The sequence below is a fragment of the Mesorhizobium sp. BR1-1-16 genome (assembly GCF_020165495.1).
GTDB lineage: Bacteria > Pseudomonadota > Alphaproteobacteria > Rhizobiales > Kaistiaceae > Kaistia.
Genome location: NZ_JAIUIE010000001.1, coordinates 169149 through 194796 on the forward strand (window position 1 = coordinate 169149; position 25648 = coordinate 194796).

General features: G+C 66.1%; 24 protein-coding genes. 11 read left to right on the forward strand and 13 right to left on the reverse strand.

The genetic code is table 11. The annotated features are described in order from the left end of the window. Nucleotides 1-3: 3 nt before the first annotated feature. From smc to LB518_RS00860, 3 genes are all read right to left on the reverse strand, one after another. Nucleotides 4-3465 carry a chromosome segregation protein SMC gene (gene smc, locus LB518_RS00850; protein ID WP_224571981.1) on the reverse strand — a complete coding sequence of 1154 codons (3462 nt, stop codon included), beginning with the start codon at nucleotides 3463-3465 and terminating at the stop codon, nucleotides 4-6. Between the two features lie 54 nt (nucleotides 3466-3519). Next, nucleotides 3520-4155: a DsbA family protein gene (locus LB518_RS00855; protein ID WP_224571982.1), complete on the reverse strand. Its 636-nt coding sequence runs from the start codon at nucleotides 4153-4155 to the stop codon at nucleotides 3520-3522. A 106-nt stretch (nucleotides 4156-4261) separates the two neighbouring features. Beyond that, nucleotides 4262-4777 carry a DUF721 domain-containing protein gene (locus LB518_RS00860; RefSeq protein ID WP_224571983.1) on the reverse strand — a complete coding sequence of 172 codons (516 nt, stop codon included), beginning with the start codon at nucleotides 4775-4777 and terminating at the stop codon, nucleotides 4262-4264. 234 nt (nucleotides 4778-5011) lie between these two features. Between LB518_RS00860 and LB518_RS00865 the strand changes: the two genes are divergently transcribed. From LB518_RS00865 to LB518_RS00885, 5 genes are all read left to right on the forward strand, one after another. Continuing rightward, complete coding sequence (locus tag LB518_RS00865; protein WP_224571984.1) at nucleotides 5012-5398, forward strand: AtpZ/AtpI family protein; 387 nt, start codon at nucleotides 5012-5014, stop codon at nucleotides 5396-5398. A gap of 108 nt (nucleotides 5399-5506) precedes the next feature. Further along, nucleotides 5507-6259, forward strand: a complete 753-nt coding sequence (locus tag LB518_RS00870; RefSeq protein WP_224571985.1) for a F0F1 ATP synthase subunit A — start codon at nucleotides 5507-5509, stop codon at nucleotides 6257-6259. Nucleotides 6260-6316: 57 nt separating this feature from the next. After that, entirely contained in the window at nucleotides 6317-6544 is a 228-nt protein-coding gene (locus LB518_RS00875; protein ID WP_073051441.1) for a F0F1 ATP synthase subunit C, read from the forward strand. Nucleotides 6545-6638: 94 nt separating this feature from the next. Beyond that, nucleotides 6639-7292 carry a F0F1 ATP synthase subunit B gene (locus tag LB518_RS00880; protein WP_224571986.1) on the forward strand — a complete coding sequence of 218 codons (654 nt, stop codon included), beginning with the start codon at nucleotides 6639-6641 and terminating at the stop codon, nucleotides 7290-7292. Nucleotides 7293-7302: 10 nt separating this feature from the next. After that, the gene (locus tag LB518_RS00885; RefSeq protein WP_224571987.1) at nucleotides 7303-7788 is read left to right on the forward strand and encodes a F0F1 ATP synthase subunit B family protein; all 486 of its coding nucleotides are present in this window, start codon (nucleotides 7303-7305) and stop codon (nucleotides 7786-7788) included. 135 nt (nucleotides 7789-7923) lie between these two features. Here LB518_RS00885 and rnhB read toward each other — a convergent pair whose 3' ends face one another. After that, nucleotides 7924-8634 carry a ribonuclease HII gene (gene rnhB, locus LB518_RS00890; RefSeq protein ID WP_224571988.1) on the reverse strand — a complete coding sequence of 237 codons (711 nt, stop codon included), beginning with the start codon at nucleotides 8632-8634 and terminating at the stop codon, nucleotides 7924-7926. 260 nt (nucleotides 8635-8894) lie between these two features. Continuing rightward, nucleotides 8895-10025, reverse strand: a complete 1131-nt coding sequence (locus tag LB518_RS00895) for a PA0069 family radical SAM protein (protein ID WP_224571989.1) — start codon at nucleotides 10023-10025, stop codon at nucleotides 8895-8897. Between the two features lie 111 nt (nucleotides 10026-10136). On the opposite strand from LB518_RS00895, the gene LB518_RS00900 reads away from it, so the two are divergent. After that, nucleotides 10137-10820 (forward strand): glycosyltransferase, encoded by a 684-nt coding sequence (locus LB518_RS00900; RefSeq protein ID WP_224571991.1) that lies wholly within the window; start codon nucleotides 10137-10139, stop codon nucleotides 10818-10820. Between the two features lie 12 nt (nucleotides 10821-10832). Here LB518_RS00900 and moaB read toward each other — a convergent pair whose 3' ends face one another. The 4 genes from moaB to LB518_RS00920 form a co-directional block, all read right to left on the reverse strand. Continuing rightward, a complete protein-coding gene (gene moaB / locus LB518_RS00905) occupies nucleotides 10833-11387 on the reverse strand; it encodes a molybdenum cofactor biosynthesis protein B (protein WP_224571992.1) in 555 nt (184 codons plus the stop codon). Nucleotides 11388-11410: 23 nt separating this feature from the next. Continuing rightward, nucleotides 11411-12358: a 4-(cytidine 5'-diphospho)-2-C-methyl-D-erythritol kinase gene (locus LB518_RS00910; RefSeq protein WP_224571994.1), complete on the reverse strand. Its 948-nt coding sequence runs from the start codon at nucleotides 12356-12358 to the stop codon at nucleotides 11411-11413. 65 nt (nucleotides 12359-12423) lie between these two features. Further along, nucleotides 12424-14379, reverse strand: a complete 1956-nt coding sequence (locus LB518_RS00915) for a tetratricopeptide repeat protein (RefSeq protein WP_224571996.1) — start codon at nucleotides 14377-14379, stop codon at nucleotides 12424-12426. 95 nt (nucleotides 14380-14474) lie between these two features. Further along, nucleotides 14475-15494, reverse strand: a complete 1020-nt coding sequence (locus LB518_RS00920) for a polyprenyl synthetase family protein (protein WP_224571998.1) — start codon at nucleotides 15492-15494, stop codon at nucleotides 14475-14477. 191 nt (nucleotides 15495-15685) lie between these two features. Here LB518_RS00920 and LB518_RS00925 point away from each other — a divergent pair, with 191 nt between their 5' ends. The 4 genes from LB518_RS00925 to LB518_RS00940 all read left to right on the forward strand — a co-directional run bounded on the left by LB518_RS00925 (nucleotide 15686) and on the right by LB518_RS00940 (nucleotide 17937). After that, a complete protein-coding gene (locus LB518_RS00925; RefSeq protein ID WP_224572000.1) occupies nucleotides 15686-15919 on the forward strand; it encodes a putative signal transducing protein in 234 nt (77 codons plus the stop codon). Beyond that, the gene (locus LB518_RS00930; RefSeq protein WP_224572019.1) at nucleotides 15919-16719 is read left to right on the forward strand and encodes a tRNA1(Val) (adenine(37)-N6)-methyltransferase; all 801 of its coding nucleotides are present in this window, start codon (nucleotides 15919-15921) and stop codon (nucleotides 16717-16719) included. The genes LB518_RS00925 and LB518_RS00930 overlap by 1 nt, the downstream gene beginning before the upstream one ends. A gap of 35 nt (nucleotides 16720-16754) precedes the next feature. Then, on the forward strand, nucleotides 16755-17633 hold the full coding sequence (locus tag LB518_RS00935; RefSeq protein ID WP_224574236.1) for a S49 family peptidase: 879 nt from the start codon (nucleotides 16755-16757) through the stop codon (nucleotides 17631-17633). A 112-nt stretch (nucleotides 17634-17745) separates the two neighbouring features. Beyond that, on the forward strand, nucleotides 17746-17937 hold the full coding sequence (locus tag LB518_RS00940; protein WP_224572021.1) for a hypothetical protein: 192 nt from the start codon (nucleotides 17746-17748) through the stop codon (nucleotides 17935-17937). A gap of 25 nt (nucleotides 17938-17962) precedes the next feature. On the opposite strand, the gene glyS is transcribed toward LB518_RS00940, so the two are convergent. The 3 genes from glyS to LB518_RS00955 form a co-directional block, all read right to left on the reverse strand. Then, nucleotides 17963-20110 (reverse strand): glycine--tRNA ligase subunit beta, encoded by a 2148-nt coding sequence (gene glyS / locus LB518_RS00945; RefSeq protein ID WP_224572023.1) that lies wholly within the window; start codon nucleotides 20108-20110, stop codon nucleotides 17963-17965. Nucleotides 20111-20185: 75 nt separating this feature from the next. Further along, nucleotides 20186-21106: a glycine--tRNA ligase subunit alpha gene (locus LB518_RS00950; RefSeq protein ID WP_224572025.1), complete on the reverse strand. Its 921-nt coding sequence runs from the start codon at nucleotides 21104-21106 to the stop codon at nucleotides 20186-20188. Between the two features lie 164 nt (nucleotides 21107-21270). After that, a complete protein-coding gene (locus LB518_RS00955; protein ID WP_224572027.1) occupies nucleotides 21271-23700 on the reverse strand; it encodes a mechanosensitive ion channel domain-containing protein in 2430 nt (809 codons plus the stop codon). A 338-nt stretch (nucleotides 23701-24038) separates the two neighbouring features. On the opposite strand from LB518_RS00955, the gene acuI reads away from it, so the two are divergent. Continuing rightward, entirely contained in the window at nucleotides 24039-25031 is a 993-nt protein-coding gene (gene acuI, locus LB518_RS00960) for an acrylyl-CoA reductase (NADPH) (protein WP_224572028.1), read from the forward strand. Here the strand turns inward: acuI and LB518_RS00965 are convergent. Then, complete coding sequence (locus tag LB518_RS00965; RefSeq protein ID WP_224572030.1) at nucleotides 25028-25642, reverse strand: 3'-5' exonuclease; 615 nt, start codon at nucleotides 25640-25642, stop codon at nucleotides 25028-25030. The two genes, acuI and LB518_RS00965, sit on opposite strands and share 4 nt — an antisense overlap. Nucleotides 25643-25648 lie beyond the last annotated feature (6 nt).

Genomic DNA, 25648 nt, shown 5'->3' on the forward strand with positions numbered 1-25648 from the left:
GCGTCAGCTCGCCTCCAGAAACCGCTCGGCGGTCTCCAGGTCGACCGAGACGAGCTGGCTGACGCCGCGTTCGGCCATGGTGACGCCGAAGAGGCGGTTCATGCGCGCCATGGTGATCGGGTTATGCGTGATTGTTATGAAGCGCGTGTCGGTGGTGCGCGCCATCTCGTCGAGCAGATTGCAGAAGCGCTCGACATTATGGTCGTCGAGCGGCGCGTCCACCTCGTCCAGCACGCAGATCGGCGCGGGATTGGTCAGGAACACCGCGAAGATCAGCGCCATCGCCGTCAGCGCCTGTTCGCCGCCCGAAAGCAGCGTCATCGTTTGCGGCTTCTTGCCGGGCGGCCGCGCCATGATCTCAAGGCCTGCTTCGAGCGGATCGTCGGATTCGGTCAATTGCAGTTCGGCCGTGCCGCCACCGAACAAATGCGTGAACAGCCGCTGGAATTCAGCATTCACCACGGCGAAGGCGGCCAGCAACCGCTCACGGCCCTCGCGATTGAGGCTGCCGATACCCTGGCGCAGCCGGCGGATCGCTTCGATGAGGTCGTCGCGATCCGTCGTCAGCTTGTCGCGCCGTGAGAGGTTCTCGTTGACCTCGTCTTCGGCGCGCAGATTGACGCCGCCGAGCTTCTCGCGCTCCTGCCGCAGCCGCTCGAGCCGCTTGTCGACCTGATCGAGATCAGGCAGCGGCGCCGCTGGATCGATTTCCGCGATCTTGGCGACTTCATGCGGTTCGCAATCAAGCGTCTCGGTGATGCGGGCCTCGATCTCCGATCGCCGTTCCTCGCTCGCCTTCAGCCGCTCCTCGGCGCGGCCGCGCTGTTCGCGCGCTTCCGAGAGCGCTGTCAGCGCGTCGCGAGCCGCCGTGTCTGCGAGCGCCTGTTGCCGTTCGGCCGCCGCCAGCTTTTCCGCCGCCTCGCGCCTGACGACCTCGGCCTTGCCGATCTCGAACACCACGGCACGGCGGCGGACCTCGAAATCAGCCGGCTGCTCGAGAAGCCTGGTGCGCTCGCTCTCGAGCGCGGCGCGCCGGGCTGCGAGACTTTCCATTTGCGTGGCCGCGTTTGCCGCGCGGCTCTGCCAGTTGCCGCGCTCGGTGCCGATCGCGGCCAGCCGCCGCCGTCTGAGTTCACCTTCGCGCAGCAGGCTCTCGGTCGCGGCGCGGGCTTCGGTATGGGCGGCGCGACGCTCGGCGAGTGCGGCGCGAAGCTGGTTGCAGCGCTCGGCCGCGGCGGAAGGATCGTCGGCCGCGCCGAGCGCCGCCCCCGCTGCGGCGCGGGTGGATTCGGCGTCCTGAAGCGCCGCGTCAACGCGGCTGCGCGCTTCCGCGACGGCGGCGCGACGGGCTGCCAGCCGGCCCTCTTCGCGTTCGGCGGCAGCGAGACGGCTGCGCGCGTCGTCGAGCGCCTTCTGTGCGTTCCGCGCGGCTTCGCGCGAGATGCGTTCGGCATCGCCCGCCATCCGCGTCGCCGAAACGGCGGCCTCCAGCGTCGCGCGGCCGTCCATCACCGCAGCCCGGGCCGCGCCGATCTCGCCGCGCAGTTCGGCGAGGCGATTGCGATTGGCGAGCCGGATCGCGGCGGCTGTCGGCGCTTCGGCGGTCGCGACAAAGCCGTCCCAGCGCCAGAGATCGCCCTCGCGCGAGACGAGCCGCTGGCCGGTCTTCAAGCGCGGCTGCAGCGCTGCGCCGGCGGCGCGCGACACAATTCCCGTCTGCGCCAATGCCCGCTGCAACAAGGCTGGCGCCTCGACATGGGCCCCGAGCGGCTCGGCGCCGGAAGGAAGCAGCGGATCCTCGTCCGCCGTCTCGGCGCCGGCCCAATGGGCGGCAGCGGACGGATCGTCGGACATATCGAGATCATCGCCAAAGGCTGCGGCGAGCGCTGCCTCGAAACCACGCTCCACCTGCAGCGCGTCGAGGATCGGCGGCCGTCGGCCCGAGCGGACACCAGCGGCGAGGATCTTTTCGAGCGTCCGCATCTCGGTTTCAATGCCCGAATGGGTGCGCTCGGCCTCGGCGAGCGGCGCCCGCGCTGCGCCCTCGCGCTCGCGCGCCTCGGCGAGTACCCGCTCCGATGTCGTCACGCGGGCTTCGGCAGCGCCGCGGGCGCGTTCAGCGGTCGCGACGGCCTCCTCGGCTGCGGCAAGCCCCGGCAGCCGCGCGATTTCGGCGGCGAGCGCGGCTTCGTCGCGGGCGACCCCGGCCGCTTCAGATCGAGCCCGCGTCAGCCGCTCGTCGGCCGTCTTCACCGCGCGTTCCAGTTCGGCCCGGCGCGCGGCCAGTGCGGCATGCGCCGCGGTCGCCTCGCCAAGTCGCCGCTCGGCTTCGCCCATCGCCGTCTCGGCTGCGCTCCGCCGCGTTTCCGCCGCCGCGCCGAGCGCCACCGACTGCTCCTCTTCGGCGCCGAGCCGCGCCTCCTCGGCGTCGAGCGCGTCCATCATGCCGGCATTCTCGCGCTGCAGCTTCTCCTCGCGCGCGATATCGGCGGCGAGATCCTTGAGGCGGCGCTCGAGATCGGCGAGCCGCTCGCGCATGCGCCGTTCCTCGGCCTCGATGCTGTCACGCGCCATGCCAAGCCGCTGCAGCGCGGCGGCCGCCTTGGCCTCGTTCTCGCGGGCCGCAGGAAGGGCGCTCGCCGCCACAGCCTGGTCTCGGGCCGCGCCGCTCTGCGCGTCGGAGCGTTCGCCGACCTTGGCCGTCGCGGCGGAAAGGTGGGCCTCCGCCTCGCGCATCTGCGCGGTCGCTGCGGTGAGGCGAAGATAGAGCGCCAGCGCCTCGGCCTTGCGAATGTCGCCAGAGAGGTTGCGATAGCGGTTGGCTTGCCGCGCCTGGCGGCGCAGCGCCTCGATCTGGCCCTCGATCTCGCCGAGCACATCGTCGAGCCGCTCGAGATTCTGTTCCGCCGCCTTCAGCCGCGTCTCGGCCTCGTTGCGGCGGGAATAGAGTCCGGAAATGCCGGCGGCTTCCTCAAGGATCGCACGGCGGGCCTGCGGCTTGGCGGAAATCAGCTCTCCGATGCGCCCTTGCCCAACCATGGCCGGCGAACGCGCGCCGGTCGAAGCATCGGCAAAGAGGAGTTGCACATCGCGCGCGCGCACCTCGCGGCCATTGATGCGGTAGACCGAGCCCGCCTCGCGCTCGATCCGCCGTGTCACCTCGAGCATGTCGGCGTCGTTGAAGGCGGCCGGCGCCGTGCGGGAGGAATTGTCGATCGCCAGCATCACCTCGGCGGTGTTGCGGGCCGGACGATTGCCGCTGCCGGAGAAGATGACGTCGTCCATGCCGGACGCGCGCATGTTCTTATATGAGCTTTCGCCCATCACCCAGCGCAGCGCCTCGACAAGGTTCGACTTGCCGCAGCCATTCGGGCCGACGACGCCGGTCAGTCCCGGTTCGATGACGAAATCGGACGCTTCGACGAAGGATTTGAAGCCGACGAGGCGCAGGCGCGTGAATCTCATCGCCACGCCCCTCGGGGCAACGGCCAGTCGGCCGTTCCCCTTTCGGTGGGAGCGTTAAGAAAGAAGCGCGTCAAAATCCTCGAGCGAGAGCGCACCCGGCTTTTTCACCCCGTCCACGAAGAAGGTCGGTGTCGCATTGACGCCAAAAGTGGTCGCGCCACGATCCTTCACCGCATTCACTGCATCGAGCAGCGCCTGGTTTTTCAAGGCGAGCTCGAAAGTATCCTGTGTAAAACCGACCTGCTTGGAAAGCTGCTGCAGCGCCGAGACCGGATCATCGACGAAGGCCCACTTGTCCTGCTGGTCGAAAAGCAGGTCGACCATCGGGAAGAAATTGTTGTTCGGGGCGGCATGCGCCAACATGAACCCGGCCGTGGCCAGCGGATCGAGCGGGAAGTCGCGCAGGATGAAGCGCACCTTGCCGGTATCGACATACTTTTCCTTGAAGGGCTTCCAGGTCGTATCGTGGAAATGCTTGCAATGCGTGCAGGTGAGCGAGGCGTATTCCACCACCGTGTGTGGCGCCTTCTCGTCGCCGAGGGACATGTCGCCGAGCGGGCCCGGCTTCAACAATTCGGTGACGTCGACCTTGTCGTCAGCGAAAGCCGCCGCGGGCAGCATGGCGACAGCTCCGGCCGCCAGCGTGCCAGCGCCGAGCCGGATCAAGAACTGTCTGCGGTTGAAGTCCACGGTCTCAGTCTCCCTGGAAAATAGCGACGTCGGTTCGACGCCACGATTGCCACGCCTCTGGTGAACAATGCCAGTGAAAATGCGGCGCTTTGCCGGCCGGACGCGTTCACGATCGCTCGACCTCGCCATAAACCGCCCGTCCGAGGCGCTCCAGCGCCTGCCGAAGTCCGTCGTTCTCCACGCCGGCAACCGCAGCTGCCGCCTCCCGCGCCGCCGCCGGCGACGTGGTCTTCGGCTTCCGGGGCTGCGGAGGGCCGTCGACCGGCCCCTGGATGATCCGCAGCGCGGTCACGGCGCCGAAGCCGAGAAAGCCATTGACCCGTTCGAGGATCACCGCCGTCTCATGCTGCAGATAGACGGCCATGCCGGCATCGACGCGCACGACCAGCGTCGCGCCCTTGCGCGCATTGGCGCCGGCTGCTGCACCCTCGCGCCGTGGCCAGATCAGCTTGTCCGGCTGGGTGGCGAGGGCATAACGCGGCCCGACCACCTCCGCCCAGGCCTGGATGAGATCGGCCGTCGCAAAGCCGCGCTTGGCGCAGACCGGCTCGATGACGGCGCCGACAAGGGCGCCGATCGCCGCTGCGTCGCGGGAACGGCCGGGTTTTGGTGAGCTCGCCATGACCGCTCTTGTCGCATGAGGCGACCGCCCCTTGAAGGGCCATGACGGCGGGATTCGGCAGCGCCCGGTGGACAAGGTGTGGACAGCAGTATAATAGATAAGCCGAATCAATGGCTTAAGTGGTGTTCACGCTGCCTTGACACGATTTATGCCCGTCACTATTGTGCGCGCGGTTTCAAGGGGGAAGGCAGGACGGTCAGGCGGCTTTTCCGAATACCCGACGAGGATGACGCGATGAGCGACAACGGATCGGCGGGGGACGGGAAAAGCGGCAGGGCCACTGCCAGTGAAGAAGCCGCGCTGTCCGAACGGCTGCGCGCGCTCGGCACCAAGCTGGATAAGGCTGAGGCCGAGGCGAAGCAGCAGGCGAAGGTCGAGGTTGCCAAGTCTGGCGGAATGCAGGGCATGGGCTTTGCGCTCCGCGTGGCGAGCGAGTTCGCTTCGGGCGTGCTGGTCGGTGCCGGCCTCGGCTGGCTCATCGACCGATGGCTGGGGACATCCCCGTGGGGATTGATCGGGTTGCTTCTGCTCGGCTTCGCGGCGGGCGTGTTGAACGTGCTGCGAGCGGTCGGCAAGGTGGCGCAGCCGGAAGAGCGGGTGAAGCCGCGCTCCGGCAAGTGAAAATGGCATGTCGAGGCTGGCATGCATCGCGGTAACGCCGCGGATATGACTGGCGAAGACGCCGCGGCATTCGCCGTGGCGGGGCACTAAGGCGAAGAGGCGGGCTCGGTGGCGAACGATCCGATCCATCAGTTTCAGATCCACGAGTATTTCCCGCTCGGCCAGTTCGGCGGAATGGAGTTCCATTTCACCAATTCGGCCTTGACGATGATCGCCAATGTGGCGGTCGTGACCGGCTTCCTCTATTTCGCCACCACCAAGAAGTCGCTCGTTCCCGGCCGTGTCCAGTCGGTCGCGGAGATGGCTTACGAGTTCGTTGCCTCGACGCTGAAATCGTCGGCCGGCACCGAGGGCATGCGGTTCTTCCCGTTTGTGTTCTCGCTCTTCATGTTCATCCTGACGGCCAATCTCTTTGGCATGTTCCCCTATTTCCTGACGGCGACGAGCCAGATCATCATCACCTTCGCGCTCGCGATGACCGTGATGCTGGTCGTGGTCGGCTACGGCTTCTATCGTCATGGCATGCATTTCCTCGGCCTGTTCGTGCCGAGCGGCGTGCCGGGCGCGGTCATTCCGCTGGTTTCCGCGATCGAGGTGATCTCGTTCCTCTCGCGGCCGATCAGCCTCTCCGTCCGTCTCTTCGCCAACATGCTGGCGGGTCACATCACACTGAAGGTCTTCGCCGGCTTCGTGGTGACCCTGGCGGGCCTTGGTGTCGCCGGCATCGGCGGCGCGATCGTCCCGCTGCTCATGACGGTGGCGCTGACGGCGCTCGAATTCCTCGTCGCTTTCCTGCAGGCCTATGTGTTCACGATCCTGACCTGCATGTACCTGAACGACGCCCTGCATCCCGGCCACTGAGCCGACGCAGGCGGAACGATCTCATCAGACTGAATTACCCTTCAAAGGAGAATGGAAATGGAAGCGGAAGCCGCGAAGTTCATCGGTGCTGGTCTCGCCTGCTTTGGCATGGCGGGCGCCGCCCTCGGCCTCGGCAACATCTTCGGCAGCTTCCTGTCGGGTGCGCTGCGCAATCCCTCGGCTGCTGACGGTCAGTTCGGCCGCCTCATCCTCGGCTTCGCCGTGACGGAAGCGCTGGGCATCTTCTCGCTGCTCGTCGCCCTGCTGCTGCTGTTCGTCGTCTGATTTCGGAGCGGCCGCCTTTCGCGGCGGCCTCCCGGTTCCTCATGCGGTGGCGTCCTGCCGCCGCATGACGCTCTTCCTCGATTCGGGGTCTCAGATGACTTGGCTCGTCACGTCCGCATCGGCCCAGGAAGCCGCGCCTCCGGCGCCGGCCGCTCCGCAGCCGAACTCGGCGCCTCCGCCGGCGCCCGCCGCCGACGCGCATGCGCCGTCGCCGGATGCAACGCATAGCGCCGTCGGCGCGCCGGAAGGGCACAAGGGTGCGTTTCCGCCCTTTGACGTGCACACGTTCCCGTCCCAGATCTTCTGGTTCGTGATCTGCTTCGGTGTGCTTTATCTCCTGATGAAGCGCCTCGTCGTGCCGCAGATCGCGGAAATCGTCGAGGGTCGCGCCGCCAAGATCGCCGGCGATATCGCCGAGGCGCAGCGTCTGCGTCTGCAGTCCGATACCGCCCTCTCGACTTATGAGAAGGCGCTGGCGGATGCCCGCGCGTCGTCGCAGAAGATCGCCCAGGCCGCGACCGACAAGGCCAAGGCGGAGGCCGATGCCCGTCGTCATGCGATCGAGGCCGAATTGACGGCCAAGCTCGCCGATGCCGAAGGCCGGATTGGTGACATCAAGACCAAGGCGCTCGCTGATGTCGGCGCGATTGCCGAAGATGCGGCCGGTGCTGTGGTTCATGCGCTGATCGGCCAGCAGCCGAGCCCCGAGGAAGTCTCCGCGGCGGTTTCGACCGTTCGCGGCAGCTGAGGACGACGCCATGGAGTTCGACGCCACATTCTACGCCCTCGTCGGCCTGATCCTCTTCCTGGTCCTGCTCGGCTATCTCGGCGTGCACAAGACGATCGGCAAGGCGCTCGACAACCGCGCCGGCGCCATCGCCAAGGAACTTGACGAGGCGAAGCGTCTTCGCTCCGAGGCGGCGCTGCTGCTGGCGGAATACCAGAAGAAGGCACGCGACGCCGAGGTCGAAGCGCGCGCGATCGTCGATCAGGCGAGCCGCGAAGCTGCTGCGCTCGCCGAGGAAGCCAAGACTGCGATGGAAGATTACGTCACCCGCCGCACCAAGATGGCGGAAGACAAGATCACCCAGGCCGAGCATGTGGCGATGCAGGAAGTCCGCTCCCTGTCGGCCGATCTCGCCGTCGCTGCCGCCGAGAAGATCCTTGCCGCCCGCCTCAAGGGCGACGCAGCGGCCGAACTGGTCACCTCCGCAATCAACGACGTCCGCAACCGTCTCAACTGAGACGCCGCAACGAATGCGTCCATTCAGACGGCCGGGCATCGCCCGGCCGTTTGCATTTCGCGTGTTGGCACTCAGGCGAAAGGGCAGGGACGCCGCAGATGCGAGCGACCGTCGCCCGGTGGTTGCGGCCGCTGATCAGGCGACGGCTTCAGCCAGAAGATCGTCCTCCGCCAGCAGCGCCGCAGGCGCGCAGCCTGCGAGAAGCGCGCGGATCGGCGCGAAGGTCGAGCGGTGCAGCGGCGTGGCGCCATGTGTGCCGAGCGCCATGAGATGTGCCGGCGTGCCGTAGCCCATATGGCGTTCGAAGCCATAGGCCGGATAATGCGTCGCAGCGCGGATCATCATGCGGTCCCGCGTCACCTTGGCGACGATCGAGGCCGCGGCGATGGAAACCGAGCGGGCGTCGCCCTTGACGAAGGCCTCCCCGGGACAGCCAAGCCCAGACGGCACGTCGATGCCGTCGATGATGGCGTGTTCCGCCGCATGGCTGAGGCCAGCCACGGCCTGGCGCATCGCCCAGAGTGTCGCCTGGCGGATATCGGTCGTGCAGATGCGGGTGACCGACCCGGCCGCGACGGAAACAATCGACGTCGCCATGATGACCGTGAACAACGCCTCGCGCTGCTCGCGGTCGAGCTTCTTCGAATCATCGAGGCCTGGCGGCACGCGTTTCGGATCGAGAATGACGGCAGCCGCAACCACCGGCCCGGCGAGCGGACCGCGTCCGGCCTCGTCGACGCCTGCAATCGCCCGAAGGCCAGACCGCCGCAGCCGCCGCTCGATCGCATCGGTCGGCGCGGGGGGCACATCAAAAAGCGGCGGCGAATCGGCGGAACGTCTGGCCATGCTGGAGAATCGCCGGATGTCATGGCCGAGGCAAGGCGGCGTCATGGCGCGGCGGCGCGCGAATTGCCGAAGATGGGTGGCCGACGACGCACCGCGCTCGCATCCGGCGGTCGCCGCTCATCGCTTACCCCTTGTCATTGCCGGGCTTGACCCGGCAATGACAGAGGAGCCGGGTATTGAAAGAGGAGGTTGTAAAGGAGCCGGCACAGGGCTGTGGCGAGGACTGCCGCAGCTCAGCCTCCGCCGCCTGTCGATCCGTCCTAGAACAGGCTCAGCTGGGACTCGGCCCTGGCTGGCGGCGAGAACAGATCGGTGCGGAGTTTCAGATTGCGGCGGTTGAGGCCGAGGCGCTTGGTAGCAATCTCGAAGCGGCGGCCGATCTGCCAGGCATAGGGGCCTTCGCCCTTTTGTCGCTTGCCGAAGGTCGCGTCGTAATCCTTGCCGCCGCGCATCGAACGCAGCACCGAGAGGACATGGCGGTAGCGATCCGGATAATGCCGAAGCAGCCATTCGCGAAAGAGTTCGCTGACCTCGAGCGGCAGCCGCAGCAGCACATAGCCGGCCTCGGTGGCGCCCGCCGCCGCAGCGGCGTCGAGAATGCGCTCGATCTCGGAATCGTTGAGCGCAGGAATGATCGGCGCCGTCAGCACGCCGACGGGAATGCCGGCCTCGGCAAGACCGCGAATCGCTTCGAGGCGCCGGGTCGGCGTTGCGGCGCGCGGCTCCATCGCACGGGCGAGCCGACGGTCGAGCGTCGTGACCGAGAGGGCGACCTTGGCAAGGCCACGCTCGGCCATGCGCTGAAGAATATCGATATCGCGCAGGACGAGCGCCGACTTGGTGACGATGCCAACCGGATGGTTGAAACGCTCGAGCACTTCGAGGATGTCGCGCATCATCCGGTGCTGGCGCTCGATCGGCTGATAGGGGTCGGTATTGGTGCCGATCGCGATCGTGCGCGGACGATAGGAGGACGCCGACAGCTCCTTTTCCAGTAGAGCCGCGGCCTCGGGCTTGAAGAACAGCTTCGATTCGAAATCGAGCCCCGCCGAAAGGCCCATATAGGCATGGCTCGGCCGCGCGAAGCAGTAGACGCAGCCATGTTCGCAGCCGCGATAGGGATTGATCGACCGGTCGAAGGCGATGTCGGGCGAATCGTTGCGAGTGATGATCACCTTCGCCTTTTCCGCCTGAACCTCGGTCTTGAACGGCGGCAGTTCATCGAGGCTTTCCCAGCCATCATCGAACGGGATCGACTGCAGCCGCTCGAAACGGCCCGATGCATTGCTCTCCGCACCCCGTCCACGCCGGCGTTCGGGATCGATGCCAGGCTGTACCGGGGCGACCAGCAGCGGATCGCGATCGGGATCAAGGGGACGAGCGAGCGACATGCCCTCAGAAATAGGAGAGCGCGTAGAACAAATCAAGAACATTAACTGCGAGCTGCAGAGTTCTGCGCATTCGCGTCGCGATTGATGAAAATTGCAGTTAAGAATGGAGCCATGATTAGCGTGATCATTCCCACTCGTAACGACGAGACGGCGCTGGCCCATGCGCTGGCCGCGCTGGTGCCCGCCGCGGCCGACGGCATCGTGCGCGAAGTGATCGTGGTCGACGGCGGCTCGACCGACGGAACGGCTCTGGTGGCGGACGCAGCCGGCTGTCGCTTCGTTGCCGGAAGTGGTGATATCGGCAAGGATCTGGCGGCCGCCGCCGCGGGCGCGCGCTCGGACTGGCTGCTGTTCCTGTCGCCTCAGGTCGCGCTCGAGCCGGCCTGGCAGCGCGAGGCGCATGATTTCATCGACCGCGTGCAGATGTCCGGCGAGACGGAACGCGCAGCTGCATTTCGTCATGCCCGCGCGGATTTCGGCTTCGCCCCGCGTTTCTCCGAGGTCATGGCCTCGGTTCGCGCGCGGCTGTTCACGGCGCCCTATCTCGACCAGGGTCTGCTGTTGACGACGCGGCTCTATCGCGATGTCGGCGGCCATCGCGCGCTGCCTGGCATGGTCGATGTCGATCTCGCCCGCCGCATTGGCCGCCGCAGGCTTTCGTTCCTGCGGGCGCGCGCCGTGCTGCGCGGCGATGGACGGACGCGCCAGCGCGCCGCGGCATTGCGCAATTCGGCCTGCCTGGCGCTGTTCGTGCTGCGAGTCCCGCCGCGCCTGATCGGCCGGCTGGCGGCCTGAAAGCGTCTCGCCTCAGACGCGGAGCTTGCCGCGCTTCAGGTGCTCGTCGAGGCGCGGCATGATCTCGACGAAATTGCACGGCTGGTGGCGGTAGTCGAACTGCGGCGCAATGATGCCGTCAAAGGCATCCTTGCAAGCGCCGGTCGAGCCGGGAATGACAAAGATGAAGGTTGAGTTGGCGAGTCCGGCCGTAGCGCGCGACTGCACGGTCGATGTGCCGATCTTGTCATAGCTGATGCGGTGGAAGACCGCCGAGAAGCCGTCCATTCGCTTTTCGAACAAGGGTTCGATCGCCTCTGGCGTCACGTCGCGGCCGGTGAAGCCGGTGCCGCCGGTCGTGATGATGACGTCGATGGTCGGCTCTGCGATCCAGCACGTGACGATCGTACGGATCTCATCGATATCGTCTGGCACGATTGCCCGCTCGGTCAGTTCATGGCCGGCAGCCACGATGCGGTCGGCCAGCGTCTGGCCTGACTTGTCCGTCTCGAGCGACCGGGTGTCCGATACGGCGAGGACGGCGAAGCGCACGGGAATGAAGGGTAGCGTTTCGTCGATACGGCTCATGGTCTCGCCTCCGCAGGAACGGCCTATCCTCCCACAATTTCGTCATGTCCGCGAGGCGCGGCCTCTGCCCCCGTTATCGTGGTGGCGGCTCTGACCCACCAGTCGGGCCGCGCGGCCGCGATCGACGATGCCGCGCGTCCCGCAGCTTCGGCATCGGCGAAGAGACCGAACACCGTTGCCCCCGAGCCGGACATCCGCGCCAGCAGGCAGCCGTCCGCAGCCGCGAGTGCGCGCTCCGCTGCGCTGATCTCCGGCGCCTCGGCGGCCGCCGGCGCGGCTAGGTCATTGCGCGTGCGCGTCGTCAGGAACGCTGCGAGCGTCGCGCTATCGTCGAAGGACGGCAGCGTATCCGACAGTGGAGGGTTGCCGGGACGGTCGAGACGACGGAACACCGCCGGCGTCGACACGGCAACCCCGGGATTGACCAGAACGAGGTCGAGCTTCGGCGCGCGGTCCCAAGGCTCCAGCATCTCTCCGATCCCCCGCGCGCGCAGCGGCGTCGAGCGGAGACACATCGGCCCGTCGGCGCCGAGCGTCAGGGCCAGCGCTTCAAGATCGGTGTTGCAGGTCGTGCCGGCGAGAAAGGCCAGAAGCCGCAGCGTTGCCCCGCCATCGGCCGAACCGCCGCCGATCCCGGATGAAACCGGAAGGTGCTTTGAAAGCCGCAGCGCCAGCGGCGGAAGCGCCGGGCAGCGCTGGCGGAAGGCCCGGTCGGCGCGCGCGATGAGATTGTCATCGCCTGCCGAAAGACCGGCCGCGAACGGCCCATCCACCATGAGGGCCGGTCCGGCATCACCCGGGAACGCCGTAATCTCGTCGCCGACTGAAGCGAACACGACGAGGCTGTCGAGACAGTGATAGCCGTCGGCACGGCGTCCGACGACATGGAGGGCGAGATTGATCTTGGCCGGCGCAAACACGGCGCCAACAGGCTGAGGATCAGCGGACAGCCCGGCTGAATGCAGCGCCATGAGTTTGGCCGGTCAGGCTGCGACCGCGCCGGAGCGCGGCGCCGTCCTCGCGCGGGCGCGGCGCATCAGGGCGCCGGCGGTACTTCGAGCACGGTGCCGGGTACGATCCGGTTCGGATTGCGCAGCTTGCCGCGATTGGCCTCGATCAGCTTCTGGTAAAGCTCGCCATTGCCATAAAGGCGGAGCGCGATCTTCCAGAGGCTATCGCCTTCGCCGACCGTGACGGAGCCGGGCACCGTGACCGGCGTCTGGTCTGCGCCCATCGTCGCATCGGTCACCGTATTGCCGGTGGCGGAAGCGACCTTGCTCTCCTCGACCTTGTCGAGGCCATGCGCGAGCTTCGCCAGGATGCGTTCCTTGGCGGCGGGCGTAGGATCCATGTCGCGGGCATGCGCCCACTGGAACGTCGCCTCGAGCTTGCGGCCGACCTTCCAATAGGCGTCGCCGAGATGGTCGTTGATGGTCGAATCGTCCGATTTCAGCGCGATCGCCCGCTCGAGCTGGCCCACGGCCTCGTCATAATGGCCGGTGCGATAATAGGCCCAGCCGAGGCTGTCGACGATGTAGCCATCATCGGGCTTCAGGTCGACGGCCTTCTTGATCATCGCCATGCCGCGATCGAGGTTGATCGACTTGTCGACCCAGCTATAGCCCAGATAATTGAGCACCTGCGGTTCATTGGGCGACAGCTTCAGCGATTGCAGGAGGTCGGCCTCGGCCTTTTCCCAGTCGCCCGCCTGCTCATAAGCGACGCCCCGGAAATAATAGAGCAGCCAGTTGCGCGGATCGGACGGGTCGATGGCGGCGATCGCCTTCGAATACATGTCGGCCGATTCGAGGAAGCGCTTATTGCCGCGATAGATCGTGCCAAGGCTCGTCAGCGCCTCGAAATCCTTCGGGTTGGCGGCAACGAGGCGCTTCAACTGGCGGATGGCGTCATCGGAGCGGCCGAGCGCGTCGAGGTCGACGGCAATCTGCATCTCGGCGGCACGGCGCAGCGGCGAGGCCTTCGGAATCTGCTGGAAAATGGCGATCGAGCGGTCGAACTGCTGCGCGCCCTGCAGCAGGTCACCAAGCGCCATGGTGATCAGGTCGGATTTCGGGTCGAGATAGCGGCCAAGCTGCAGATAGACCGTGCCGAGTTCATCGCCGCCCTTCTCGGTGCTGAGGGCCGAGCCGATGCCGTAAAGCACTTCAGCTGCGCCCTGCTGCACCGTCGTGATCAGCGGCGCGGGCGTTTTTCCGGCCTTGATCTCGTCGGCGAGCTTCTGGATCAAAGGCTGGGCCGGGCTCGTCTTCGTGTAGGTGTCGAGCGCCTTCAGCGCCTCGTCCTTCTTGCCGGCGCGCGCTTTCAGCCGGGCATAGGCCTCGACGATGCGCATCGAGGCGCTATCGGTCTGGTAGGCCTTGTCGATCGAGGCGAGCGCCGCGTCCTGGCGCCCGGCGACATCGGCGATCAGTGCCATGTTGAAGTTCTTGAACGTGCCGTACCATTCAGGGCCGTTCATCGTATCGACGATCTTGAGCGCCGCGTCCGTCTCGTTCTGGCCCTGTGCCGCCCAGGCGGCGAGGAGGCTCGCGGTCACATTGGCCAGCGGCCCGCGGTCGCCCTTGGCGAGGCGGGTCGAACTTTCGCGATAATTCTTGTCCTTGAGCGCCTGGATGCCGAGGACGATCTGGCCCATCCGGTTGGCATCGGACGAGAGAATCAGCCGCTCCGCGATCGGCAGCGATTCCTGGATGCGGCCATTCACCAGCAGCATCGAGAAGGTGCGGTCGAGCAGCATCGGATTGTCGGGATCCTGGCTGAGCGCATCCTCGAAAAACAGAGTCGCCGCATCGACATCGGCGGCGCGGGTCGCGCTGAGCGCGGCCAGATAGCTGCCGGAAAGCGTCGTTTCCAGATCGTCGGGCAGATAATCCGACAGCGTCTTCTCCGCATGCGCCGGACCTGTGGCGAGAGCGAGGAGAGCGAAGCCGGCCGCCGCTTGGCGAAGCCGGCGGGCACGCGAGGTCGTCATGCGGAGCACCGTGAGTTCGAACGTGACCGATACGGCCGAGGTTCAGCCACAAGCATGGCTGTTTTGCGGCTATGCAGCAAGCGAGGGGTCCCGCGTCAATGGGCCCGCTCGATGCAGAAGTCGACGACTTCGATCAGCGCGTTGCGATGGGCGCTGTCAGGGAAGGGCGCCAGGGCGTCGCGCGCGACCGCGCCATAATGGCGGGCCCGCTCGACCGTATCCTCGATAGCGCGATGCGAGCGGATGAGGCCGATGGCCTTTTCGAGATCGCCGTCGCCGATCTCCGCCTTTTCAAGGACGCGGCGCCAGAAATCGCGCTCCTGGTCCGAGCCGCGCCGATAGGCGAGCACGACGGGCAGCGTGATCTTGCCCTCGCGGAAATCGTCGCCGACCTTCTTGCCGAGATCGGCCTGCGAGCCGCCATAATCGAGCGCGTCGTCGATAAGCTGGAAGGCGAGGCCGAGATTGGTGCCGTAGGAGCGGAAGGCGGCGCGCATGGCGCGGTCGCCGCCGGCAATGATCGGGCCGACTTCGGAGGCGGCCGAGAACAGCGCGGCCGTCTTGGCGCGGATGACGGCGAGATATTCGTCCTCGGTCGTCGACATGTTCTTGGCGACCGAAAGCTGCATCACCTCGCCCTCGGCGATGACGGCGGCGGCGGTCGACAAGACATCAAGCGCCTCGATCGAGCCGACCTCGACCATCATGCGGAAGGCCTGCCCGAGCAGATAATCACCGACGAGCACGCTCGCCTGGTTGCCCCACAGCATGCGAGCCGCCAGTTTGCCACGGCGCATCTCGCTTTCATCGACGACATCGTCATGCAGCAGCGTCGCCGTATGCAGGAATTCGACGCTGGCCGCGAGCTTGACGTGACCCTCGCCGCGATAGGCGAACATCCGCGCCGCCGCGAGCGTCAGCATCGGCCGCAGCCGCTTGCCACCCGATGAAATCAGGTGATTGGCGACTTCTGGTATCATCGAGACATTGGAGCCGGCCTTTGACAGGATCAACTCGTTGACCCGCTGCATGTCGGCTGCGACGAGGTCAAGAAGAGGCTCGAGACTCGCCGAGGCTCTCTTCTTGCTGTCCTCGAGCGGAATGACCAAACCCACGGGCGCGCTCCCGGATTGCATTTTGACGGGACAATAGGGGCGCAAGCCGTCTGGAACAAGTGACAGGATGGCTCAGGGCGGTTGCATTGCCATTCTCGCCGCTCGCGACCGGCGTGGACGGGCATCCGCCTGTTGCTGTTCGCAGCGCCAATGCCTAGGCTGGGTTGTGCCTTTCGCACCGCCGGGGAACCATGGACGAACTCATCAGAACCAACGACATGGTCCTTATTTCCTTCGTCGACGCACTGCTCAAGGAGGCGGGTATCGACCATATCCTCGCCGATCAGAACATGAGCGTCATCGAAGGGTCGCTCGGCGTGCTGCCGCGCCGGATTCTCGTCGCGAGCGAGGATGTCGATGCAGCCCGACGCCTCCTGACCGAGGCGGGAATCGCCGACGAATTGAGGCCAAAGGGGCGCGGCTGATGGCAGCTGCGACGCGCGACGCCTTTCTTGGCGGCCGCGTGACGGCGCTTCAGCCAGTCGCCGGCCATCATCGTTCCGGCCTTGACGCCGTGCTGCTGGCCAGCGCCTTCGGCGCCGAGACAGCGGGAGAGGTGATCGATCTCGGCGCTGGCGCCGGTGTTGCCGGCATGGTGCTCGCGGCGCGCGCGGTCAATTGCACCGTGACGCTCGCCGAACGCGAAACCGAACTCGTTGCCTATGCGCGTGAAGCGGCGAACCTCACGGAAAACGCTGCCTTCGGCGCGCGGCTGAAGCCGGTCGCGGTCGACCTGCTCGATCCCGCCGCGCGCACCGGCTCGGGTCTCATCCCGGCGGCGTTCGATCATGCGCTGATGAACCCGCCCTTTCACGACGAGGGCAGCGTGCGCGTCTCGCCCAAGGCCGAGCGCGCCCGCGCACATGTGCTCGAAGCTGGCGGCCTCGACGCATGGTTCCGCGCGGCGAGTGCGCTGGTGAAGCCCGGCGGTACACTCGCGGTGATCCTGCCGGCGGCGCGTCTTCCTGATCTTCTCGCCGGCCTCGCCGGCCGTTTCGGCGGCGTCGCGCTCCTCCCGATCCATCCGCGCCCCGACGATGCGGCGATTCGCATCCTCGCCCGCGGCACCAAGGGTAGCCGGGCCCCGCTCGCCATCCTGCCGGGCCTCAAGCTCCACGCCGCCGCCGGATCGGCCTTTGGCGAGGCGGCGCAGGCGATCCTGGGGGATGGCGCTTCGCTTGGCGATGTCCATATGTCATGGGGTGCGCTGGCATTCCCTTCCTAGGCGCAGTCCCTTCATCCACGAGGTCCTGATTGTCGATGTCCTTCCTCGCTCCCGTCCGGCGCCTGCTGCCGGCTCGCTTCCGCAAGGAGGAGACCGTTGTCCCCGTCGTGCGGCTTTCGGGCGTCATCGGCCAGGTTTCGGCGTTCCGCCAGGGCATCACGCTCGCCGCCGTCGCGCCGCAGCTGCAGCGGGCCTTCACGATGAAGGAGGCGCCGGTGGTCGCGATTGCGATCAATTCGCCCGGTGGTTCGCCGGTGCAGTCGCATCTTGTCTTCAAGCGCATCCGCGCGCTCGCCGAGGAGCACAAGAAGGAAGTCATCGTCGTCGTCGAAGATGTCGCGGCCTCCGGCGGTTACCTGATCGCGCTCGCGGGTGATCGGATCATCGTCGATGCGTCCTCGATCGTCGGCTCGATCGGTGTCGTCTCGGCCGGCTTCGGCTTCACCGGCCTCATCGAGAAGCTCGGCATCGAGCGGCGGGTGCACACCGCCGGCGAGAACAAGGCGATGCTCGATCCGTTCCAGCCCGAACGCGAAAGCGATGTGCAGCATCTGAAATCGCTGCAGCGCGATGTGCATGACATGTTCATCGAACTCGTTCGCAGCCGCCGCGGCACGCGCCTCTCCGATGAGCCGACGATGTTCACCGGCGCGTTCTGGTCCGGCGCGCGGGCTGTCGAGCTCGGTCTTGTCGACGGTCTTGGCGATCTCCGGTCACATCTGCGCGAGCGCTTCGGCGACAAGCTGCGCCTCGCGTTGATCGAGCCGAAACGCGACCTGATGGCGCGCTTTGGTGGAGATCGCGGCGGCATCGGCGCGGCCGGCCCTCGTTCCGGCGCAATCCTGGCCGAAGCTGTCGATCACGCGATTTCAGCCGTTGAATCGCGTGCGCTCTGGAATCGCTACGGCCTCTGATTGAGGCCGCCGTTGCAGTGCGCTGCGGAAAGAGTCATGCTTCGTTTTCGCGAGGCCGCAATGCGCTTTCGGGCGCGGCGCTTTCGCCCGGCCATATGTGAGGAAAGGTCAGATGCCGCAAGTCGTTTTTGTTGCTCTCGTCGGAGCCCTCGGCATCGTCGCGCTGCGCGCCCTGGCTCGCCAGAAGGCCGCTGTCGCCATCCGCATCCGTGAAGCCGAGCGCGCCATGGCCAATCGGCCGCTGGCAACGCTGGTGCAGGATCCGGTCACCGGCATCTATCGCCCCGTGAACCGCGACTACTGATCAAGCCGATCCCAGACCGGCGGCCTCAGCCGCCGATCTTCGAGAAATCTGCCACGGCGCGCGTCGCCGAGCGGATGGCTGCGAGCAGCCGCAGCCGATTGACCCGCACGGCTGGGTCGTCGGCATTGACCAGCACCTTTTCGAAGAACGCATCGACCGGCGCTCGGAGCTTGGCGAGTGCGGTCATAGCGCCAGCATAATCCTCGCGCGACACTGCCTGCTCAGCCGCCGGCAGCGCAATGCCGATTGCCTCGGCGAGAGCTCGTTCCTCCGGCTCGATCAGCAGCGCCGGATCGACCGCGCCATCGAAGCGCTCGCCGCCCTTTTCCTCGGCCTTCAGGATATTCGCCGCGCGGCGATAGCCACCCAAGAGGTTCCGGCCGTCCTCGGTCGCGAGGAATGCACCAAGCGCTTCCACCCGTCGGACGATGAGCAATGGGACATCGTTGGTATAGGTCAATACCGCGCCCGTGAGGGAGGCGCCGCGCGCTGCCTGAGCACCGTGATCGACGTCTTGCCCAACAGAAAGAACCGCGTCGACTAGATCGTGGCGGGCACCACTGTCGCGCAACTGAACCTTGAGTCGGTCCATCAAGAAAACCAGGAGGTCGAAGCCAACCCCCGTTTTGTCGAACTGCCCCTCGAGTCGATCGAGATGGGGAAGCAGTATCGGCAGAAGTGGAAGCGGCAGTCCGTTCTCCAGCACGATCCTAATCACACCAAGTGCCGCGCGGCGGAGCGCGAACGGGTCTTTCGAGCCGGTCGGCTTCTCGTCGATCGCCCAGAATCCGGCGAGCGTATCGAGCTTGTCGGCGAGCGCGACGGCGATCGAGACCGGATTGTTGGGCACGCGGTCGCCAGGGCCCTGCGGCTTGTAGTGCTCCTCGATCGCGGCGGCGACGGCGGGCGCCTTGCCCTCGGCAGTCGCGTAATAGCGGCCCATCAGGCCCTGCAGTTCCGGGAACTCGCCGACCATCTCGGTGACGAGGTCAAGCTTGGCGAGCCGTGCCGCTTCCTGCGCTTCCGCGAAATCGGCGCCGACAAGCGGTGCGATCTCGGCGGCGAGGCGGACGATGCGCTCGATGCGCTCGGCCTGTGTGCCGAGCTTCTCGTGGAACACGATCTGCTCGAATTTCGGCAGGCGGCTTTCGAGCGTTTCCTTGCGGTCGGTATCGTAGAAGAACTTCGCGTCTGAAAGGCGGGCGCGGATGACGCGGCCATTGCCGGCGGCGATCGCCACGCCGCCATCACGCGCCTCGATGTTCGAGACGAGCACGAAGCGGTTGGCCAGATCGGTCGTACCGGGCTTGCGCAGCACGAAGCATTTCTGGTTGGCGCGGATCGTGGCGCGGATCACCTCCGGCGGAATTTCAAGGAAATTCTCCTCGAAAGTCCCGGTCAGGACGACCGGCCATTCGACCAGCCCGGCCACTTCGTCGAGCAGCCCCTCGTCCTCGACAAGTTCGAGGCCGAGCGCCAGCGCACGGTCGCGGGCGTCATGCAGGATGATGTCCTTGCGCCGCTCGGGATCGAGCACGACCTTCGCCTTTTCGAGCTTCTCGGCATAATCCTCGAACCGGCGAACGGCGAAGGCGTCCGGCGCGAGGAAGCGATGGCCGCGCGTCTCGTTGGACGACGCAATGCCATCGACCTCGAAGCGCACGATTTCCGGGTCCTCGGTCTCGGGCCCGAAGGTGCAGAGGATCGATTGCAGCGGCCGCACCCAATGGAGCCGGCCAGAGCCCCAATGCATGGATTTCGGCCACGGGAACGACCGGATGATCGCCGGCAACGCCTCGGCCAGAATGTCGGTTGTGTGGCGGCCGTGCTTCTCGATCACCGCGACATAGAAGTCGCCCTTTTTGGGGTCGGACTGGATCTTGGCTTCGTCGAGCGAGGCGAGACCGGCCGAGCGCAGGAAGCCCTGCACAGCCTGCTCGGGCGCGCCAACCTTGGGTCCCTTCCGCTCCTCGCGCGTCGGCGCGGAATGGGCGGGAATGCCGGTGATGGTCAGCGCGAGACGGCGCGGCGTCGAAAACGCCTTCGCGCCTTCATAAGTGAGCCCGGCGTCGACCAGCGCGCCGGTCACCAGCTTCTGAAGGTCGTCCGCCGCCTTCCGCTGCATCCGCGCGGGAATTTCCTCGGAGAAAAGCTCAAGCAGGAGTTCGGGCATTGGTTCGGACTCTAGCCCCTCGGTTCGGGAGGAGGGGACGAAAAAAGGAAGTCTTGATGGCGGCGGAGGCGCAAACTACGCCGCCTTGCCGCCGGCCTCGGTCTCCAACCAGGCGGCGCCGCAGGCCTTGGCGAGCTCGCGCACGCGCAGGATATAGCTCTGCCGCTCCGGCACTGAGATCACGCCGCGCGCGTCGAGCAAATTGAAGCGGTGGCTCGCCTTGATGCATTGGTCATAGGCCGGCAGCACCATCTTGTGACGCTGGTCGTTGGATTTCGGGTCGGGCGTACCGGCTTCCAGAAGCATCCGGCACTCGCGCTCGGCATCCTCGAAATGGCGCTTCAGCATCTCGATGTCGGCGTGTTCGAAATTGTGCCGCGAATACTCTTCTTCGGCCTGCTTGAAGACATCGCCATAGGTCACCTTCTCGGCGCCTTCGCGGCCGTTGAAGTTGAGCTCATAGCCGTTGTCGACGCCCTGCAGATACATCGCGAGACGTTCGAGGCCGTAAGTCAGCTCGCCCGAGACGGGGAAGCACTCGATGCCGGCGACATACTGGAAATAGGTGAACTGCGAGACTTCCATGCCGTCGCACCAGCACTCCCAGCCGAGGCCGGAGGCGCCGAGCGTCGGGCTTTCCCAATCGTCCTCGACGAAGCGGATGTCATGCAGCAAGGTATCGATGCCGATCGCCTTGAGGCTCTCGAGATAGAGCTCCTGCAGGTTCGGCGGGTTCGGCTTCAGGATCACCTGGAACTGGTAATAATGCTGGAACCGGTTGGGGTTCTCGCCATAGCGGCCATCCTTCGGCCGGCGCGACGGCTGCACATAGGCGGCGCGCCAGGGCTTCGGGCCGAGCGCGCGCAGTGTCGTCGCCGGATGGAACGTGCCGGCGCCGACCTCCATGTCATAGGGCTGCAGGATCACGCAGCCCTTGTCGGCCCAGAAGCGCTGCAGCGCCAGGATGAGGCCCTGGAACGACTTCTCGGGTCGCATATGCGGGGGAAGCTCTTGCGTGAGAGGCTCTTGGGACACCGGCAGACCTTCGCGGAAAAGTGGGGCGGCAGCGACCGCCTGAAAGGCGGCGCACCCTAATCGCGTCGCGAGCGCCCGGTCAAGGAAGCTCGGCCGATTGGCGCTGCCGCCGCTGACCACTCCGCTCAGTTCTCCTCGTGTTCCGGGCTGCGGGGCACGTCGAGCGTTTGGGCCGGCGTCAGGTCGGCGGCGCCGTCCTCGCGTTCCGCCTGGCCGCTGCGCCGCGTTGCCGCCGGCCGCGCCTCGCGCACCCGACCGGTAAATGTCAGCGGCGGTGCCTCGCCCGATTTCGGTTGGCCGAACCAGAGGGTGCGTTGCGGGAAGGGGATGTCGACGCCGTGTTCGTCGAGCACGGTCTTCAGCAGTTCGGTATAAGCCCTGCCAACCGACCATTGCTGGCCGGGGCTCGTCTTGATCCGGGCGCGGATGGTCACCGCGTTGTCGCCGAGCGAAATCACGCCCTGCATGTCGAGAGGCGCCAGGATATGGGCCTTGTGGGGCGTTTCCTGGAGCCTGTCGAAGGCGTCGAACATCAATTGCTTCACCTCGCCGACATCCTCGCGATAGGCGACACCGAGTTCCTCGACATGGAAGGCGAAGCCACGCATGAAATTGGACACGCTGTCGACCGAGGAAAACGGAATGACGTGGTAGACGCCGGACAGATCGCGAAGGCCGACCGAACGGATGGTCAGCCGCTCGACGACGCCGGAGATGCCGCCCGCGGTCACCACCTCACCCTCGTTCATCGCATTCTCGAGCTGGATGAACGCGCCGGTGATGATGTCTTGAACGAGCTTCTGCGATCCGAAGCCGACGGCAAGACCGACGACGCCGGCACCAGCGATGAGCGGCGCGATATCGACGCCGAGTTCGGACAGGACCAGCATCAGGCCGATCGCCGCAAAGACGATGGTCAGTGCGTTGCTGAGCAATGAGAACAGCGTCCGGGTTCGCGCCCGCATGTCGCGGCCGGAATGGGGATGAAGCTGGTATTCGATCCAGGACGTCGCCGCGAGCCAGCCTGCGATCATCAGCAAGAGGACGATGAGCGCGGCACCAAGCCGTCGGATCATCCCGGCATTGCCGGCGTCCGTGACCCAGCCGGACAAATCGACCAAGGCCCAGGCGTTGAGGACGGCGAAGAATACGACGACGGCGGTCGCGATCCGAACCGCAGCGACCATGGTCGGCACGAACAGGTTCACGCGGCGCTCGAGCATCGGCAGGCTCGTTTTCAGCGAATCGGGCAGTCGAACGCCGCTGCTGCCGGCCTGACGCGTGAAGCGCATGACGAGCGCACCGACGATGATCGAGACCATGCTCCACAAGGTCGCCCACAGCATGAAGCGAAGCGCATCCGCCGGCCTAGTCGACCAGACAACGAAGCCGGTTAGCAGATAGGCAATGAGCAGCACATGCCAGATGCCGGACATGCGGATGAGAATCTGCGCAAGCGCCCGGCTCTTGACCGTGTTCGACGCTTCCACGAGCTGATCGCGCACCGAATGCCGGTTGCGCAGGATGAGGATGATCGCGGTGAGCGTTGCGGCAACGACGATCGCCATCCGCACGCCGATGCCGAGGCGGAAGGCAATGACGTAGCTGACGGTTGGTCCCACGAATAGCAGGCCGTAGCCGACGAAGCTGACCAACGCGCTGGCGCGGCCCGACCAATATTGCGCGAACCCATCGGGGCAGGGCAGCAGTCGCAGATGACGATAGCGCCGGCGGAAAATGATGCGGAGCACCTGGCGGGCGATCTCAGACGCGACATAGGCCGCGGCGAATTGTGTCTCGACGAAGCCGAGCCTGGTGCTGCCCGTCATCTTGAGCCCGACGCCGATCATCGCAAATAGGGCGATCACCGTGGGCACAAAGTCGACCAGCGCCGCCACCGCGCCGATGAGCAGGCGCTGCCAGCGCCGCCGATGGGCGGCCCGCTGATCAAGATAGGCCAGCAGCCATTGTGCCATCGCCCGCAACAATGTGGTGAGCACGACGGCGATCACGATCATCGCAGCCGTGATTTGGGTTCGATCAAGCAAGCTCGACCATTCGACGGAAACGCTGCCATCGAAGATCGCGCGGAGATTGAGCAGGCCCGCCAAGGTGCGCTGGGCGATGTCCGAAACGTCCTGGCCGATCGATGCCGTCAGCGCATCGACATCTGCGGCAATGTCCACGGGGATCAGCGAGGAAGCCGCGGATTTGCTGCTCTCGTCCGGCTGCGCGGCAGCGGGCGTGGCGGCGTTCTGTAACTGCTTCAGGAACAGATCACGCGCCGTCGGATCGGCGAGAACCCGGGCCAGGGCTTCGCTGACGGCTTTCACCTCCGCTTGAGGATCAGCCTTGGTGGACTGGGTCGACGTTGTTGATGGCGCACTTTGAAGGTTCAGCTGCGCCCGGGCACCGCCGCAGCCTCCCGCAAGCGCGATCAATGCCACCACGACCAGAAGCAGAGCGTGGCCCGGCCAGGCGGTCCGTGCGCATGCCTGCCGTTCTGGGGCTCGGCTGCCATGGTTGGTCGCCCTCTCGCCAATCGCGCTGTCCATCCTGGTTCCTTCTCTTCCTGGAAATCCTCCCACCGCCGATACGCGTCGATCGCGTCGCCGGCTCCGCGGATATGCCGCGCATCCAATGCGCAGGCCGCGCGTCATGCCATTTCAGCATGCGCCCAGGAGGGAACGCCTCAATCGTCGACGGGTTCGACCCTCCGGCCGTCTTTATGCCCGGCGATGGCTGCCGGGTCGAGGCTGCAGGCCGGTTTGCTCTGGCCGCCGAGGCCCGATCTGGCGGGCAGCGCTTCGCCAAGACGGTCCAGAAAGACTAGGATATCGCCTGGCCATACCTAGATGTCGAAGACAGACCCGCGGAAAACGGAGATCATTTCATGTCGTCGTTCAAGGCCGTTGTGATCCGTCAGAACGAGGCGGCAGCGACGCAATCGGTGGGATTCGAATCGCTTGATGATGCCGATCTCATGGAGGGCGACGTCACCGTCCGCGTTGAACGCTCGACCGTCAATTACAAGGACGGGCTCGCAGTCACCGGCCGGGCGCCCGTCGTGCGTCGCTTTCCGATGGTTCCCGGCGTTGACGCGGTCGGCACCGTGGAGACGTCGGAAAGCGCCCTGTTCGCGCCGGGCGACCGCGTATTGCTCAATGGTTGGGGCGTCGGCGAGACCCATCTTGGCGCCTTCGCCGAACGCGCGCGCTGGAAGAGCGATTGGCTACTGCCTTTGCCTTCAGGCTTCTCGCCCGATGAGGCGATGGCGATCGGTACGGCCGGTTATACCGCGATGCTCGCCGTGCTGGCGCTGGAGCGCCATGACATCAAGCCGGGCGCCGGTCCCGTTCTCGTCACCGGCGCCGCCGGAGGCGTCGGATCCATCGCGATCGCTCTGCTGGCCGGCCTCGGCCATCACGTCGTCGCTTCGACTGGAAGAACCGAGGAGGCGGATTATCTGAAAAGTCTTGGCGCCGCCGAGGTGATCGACCGTGCGAGCCTTACAGGTCCGCCAAAGCCGCTCGCCAGGGAGCGCTGGGTCGGGGCCATCGATGCTGTCGGCGGTGCGACGTTGGCGAATATCCTCTCGATGATTCGCTATGACGGCGCGGTTGCGGCGTGCGGCATGGCCGGCGGTCTCGATCTTCCTGGCAGCGTCGCGCCATTCATCCTGCGCGGGGTGACGCTTTACGGCATCGATTCCGTCTATGCGCCGAAGCCTGTGCGTCTCGCCGCCTGGGAGAGGCTCGACCGCGATCTCGATCGCGCGAAGCTCGCCAGAGCCATGCGCCGCGTTCCATTCGACGGGGTCATCGAGGCAGCCCGCGATATCGTCGACGGCAAGGTGCGGGGACGGCTGGTGGTGGAGATCGGCTAGTCGGTACCGAATGCCTCTGCCTGCAGGCGGCCGCTGCGCATGAGGTGCTGCAGCGTGTAGGCGACCGAAAGGGCGTCATCGAGAGCGTCGTGCCCGCGCAGCGGCGGGTGCTCGACGCCGTAATAATCGGCAAGCTTGTTGCTCGGCGTTCTGGCGAGATCTTCGATCGGCATGCCGGCGGCGAGCAGCAGCTTGACCGCATTGTCGAACCGCCACGCCGGGATCGATGGCGCAATGCCGGCGACATAGCAGCTGATCGCGACCATATTCAGCTCGTCCTTGCCCCATGACCAGAACCTTGCTCCGCACGAGAACCGGTCGACGGCGGCCAGCGCTTCAGCAAGACCCACGCCTTTGGTCTCGATGTCGTCCTCGGTGATGCCGGTCAGCGCCGTGAAGAACGGATCGAGGCGGTAACGATTGCCGAAACGATCGACTGGACGGACATACGCCGAGAAGCGATCGAGGATAGCCACGTCGCCGTCGAGTCCGAGCTTCACAGCACCGATCTGCGCGATAACAGGATCCGGGTCGTGCGCGGCGCACCAGAACCGGCGCTGCGAGCCTTCGAGGCACAGGAATTCGCAATCGAACAGGATCGCGGTGTTCATCGCGAT

Excerpts from the sequence above, each read along its gene's own strand:
- moaB (WP_224571992.1), bottom strand. The coding sequence starts at position 11,387 with ATGAGCCGTATCGACGAAACGCTACCCTTCATTCCCGTGCGCTTCGCC.
- LB518_RS00930 (WP_224572019.1), top strand. The coding sequence starts at position 15,919 with ATGGCAGCTGCGACGCGCGACGCCTTTCTTGGCGGCCGCGTGACGGCG.
- LB518_RS00860 (WP_224571983.1), bottom strand. The coding sequence starts at position 4,777 with ATGGCGAGCTCACCAAAACCCGGCCGTTCCCGCGACGCAGCGGCGATC.
- glyS (WP_224572023.1), bottom strand. The coding sequence starts at position 20,110 with ATGCCCGAACTCCTGCTTGAGCTTTTCTCCGAGGAAATTCCCGCGCGG.
- rnhB (WP_224571988.1), bottom strand. The coding sequence starts at position 8,634 with ATGGCCAGACGTTCCGCCGATTCGCCGCCGCTTTTTGATGTGCCCCCC.
- smc (WP_224571981.1), bottom strand. The coding sequence starts at position 3,465 with ATGAGATTCACGCGCCTGCGCCTCGTCGGCTTCAAATCCTTCGTCGAA.
- LB518_RS00900 (WP_224571991.1), top strand. The coding sequence starts at position 10,137 with ATGATTAGCGTGATCATTCCCACTCGTAACGACGAGACGGCGCTGGCC.
- LB518_RS00965 (WP_224572030.1), bottom strand. The coding sequence starts at position 25,642 with ATGAACACCGCGATCCTGTTCGATTGCGAATTCCTGTGCCTCGAAGGC.
- LB518_RS00925 (WP_224572000.1), top strand. The coding sequence starts at position 15,686 with ATGGACGAACTCATCAGAACCAACGACATGGTCCTTATTTCCTTCGTC.
- LB518_RS00940 (WP_224572021.1), top strand. The coding sequence starts at position 17,746 with ATGCCGCAAGTCGTTTTTGTTGCTCTCGTCGGAGCCCTCGGCATCGTC.
- acuI (WP_224572028.1), top strand. The coding sequence starts at position 24,039 with ATGTCGTCGTTCAAGGCCGTTGTGATCCGTCAGAACGAGGCGGCAGCG.
- LB518_RS00875 (WP_073051441.1), top strand. The coding sequence starts at position 6,317 with ATGGAAGCGGAAGCCGCGAAGTTCATCGGTGCTGGTCTCGCCTGCTTT.
- LB518_RS00895 (WP_224571989.1), bottom strand. The coding sequence starts at position 10,025 with ATGTCGCTCGCTCGTCCCCTTGATCCCGATCGCGATCCGCTGCTGGTC.
- LB518_RS00935 (WP_224574236.1), top strand. The coding sequence starts at position 16,755 with ATGTCCTTCCTCGCTCCCGTCCGGCGCCTGCTGCCGGCTCGCTTCCGC.
- LB518_RS00880 (WP_224571986.1), top strand. The coding sequence starts at position 6,639 with ATGACTTGGCTCGTCACGTCCGCATCGGCCCAGGAAGCCGCGCCTCCG.
- LB518_RS00950 (WP_224572025.1), bottom strand. The coding sequence starts at position 21,106 with ATGCGACCCGAGAAGTCGTTCCAGGGCCTCATCCTGGCGCTGCAGCGC.
- LB518_RS00955 (WP_224572027.1), bottom strand. The coding sequence starts at position 23,700 with ATGGACAGCGCGATTGGCGAGAGGGCGACCAACCATGGCAGCCGAGCC.
- LB518_RS00910 (WP_224571994.1), bottom strand. The coding sequence starts at position 12,358 with ATGGCGCTGCATTCAGCCGGGCTGTCCGCTGATCCTCAGCCTGTTGGC.
- LB518_RS00865 (WP_224571984.1), top strand. The coding sequence starts at position 5,012 with ATGAGCGACAACGGATCGGCGGGGGACGGGAAAAGCGGCAGGGCCACT.
- LB518_RS00915 (WP_224571996.1), bottom strand. The coding sequence starts at position 14,379 with ATGACGACCTCGCGTGCCCGCCGGCTTCGCCAAGCGGCGGCCGGCTTC.
- LB518_RS00885 (WP_224571987.1), top strand. The coding sequence starts at position 7,303 with ATGGAGTTCGACGCCACATTCTACGCCCTCGTCGGCCTGATCCTCTTC.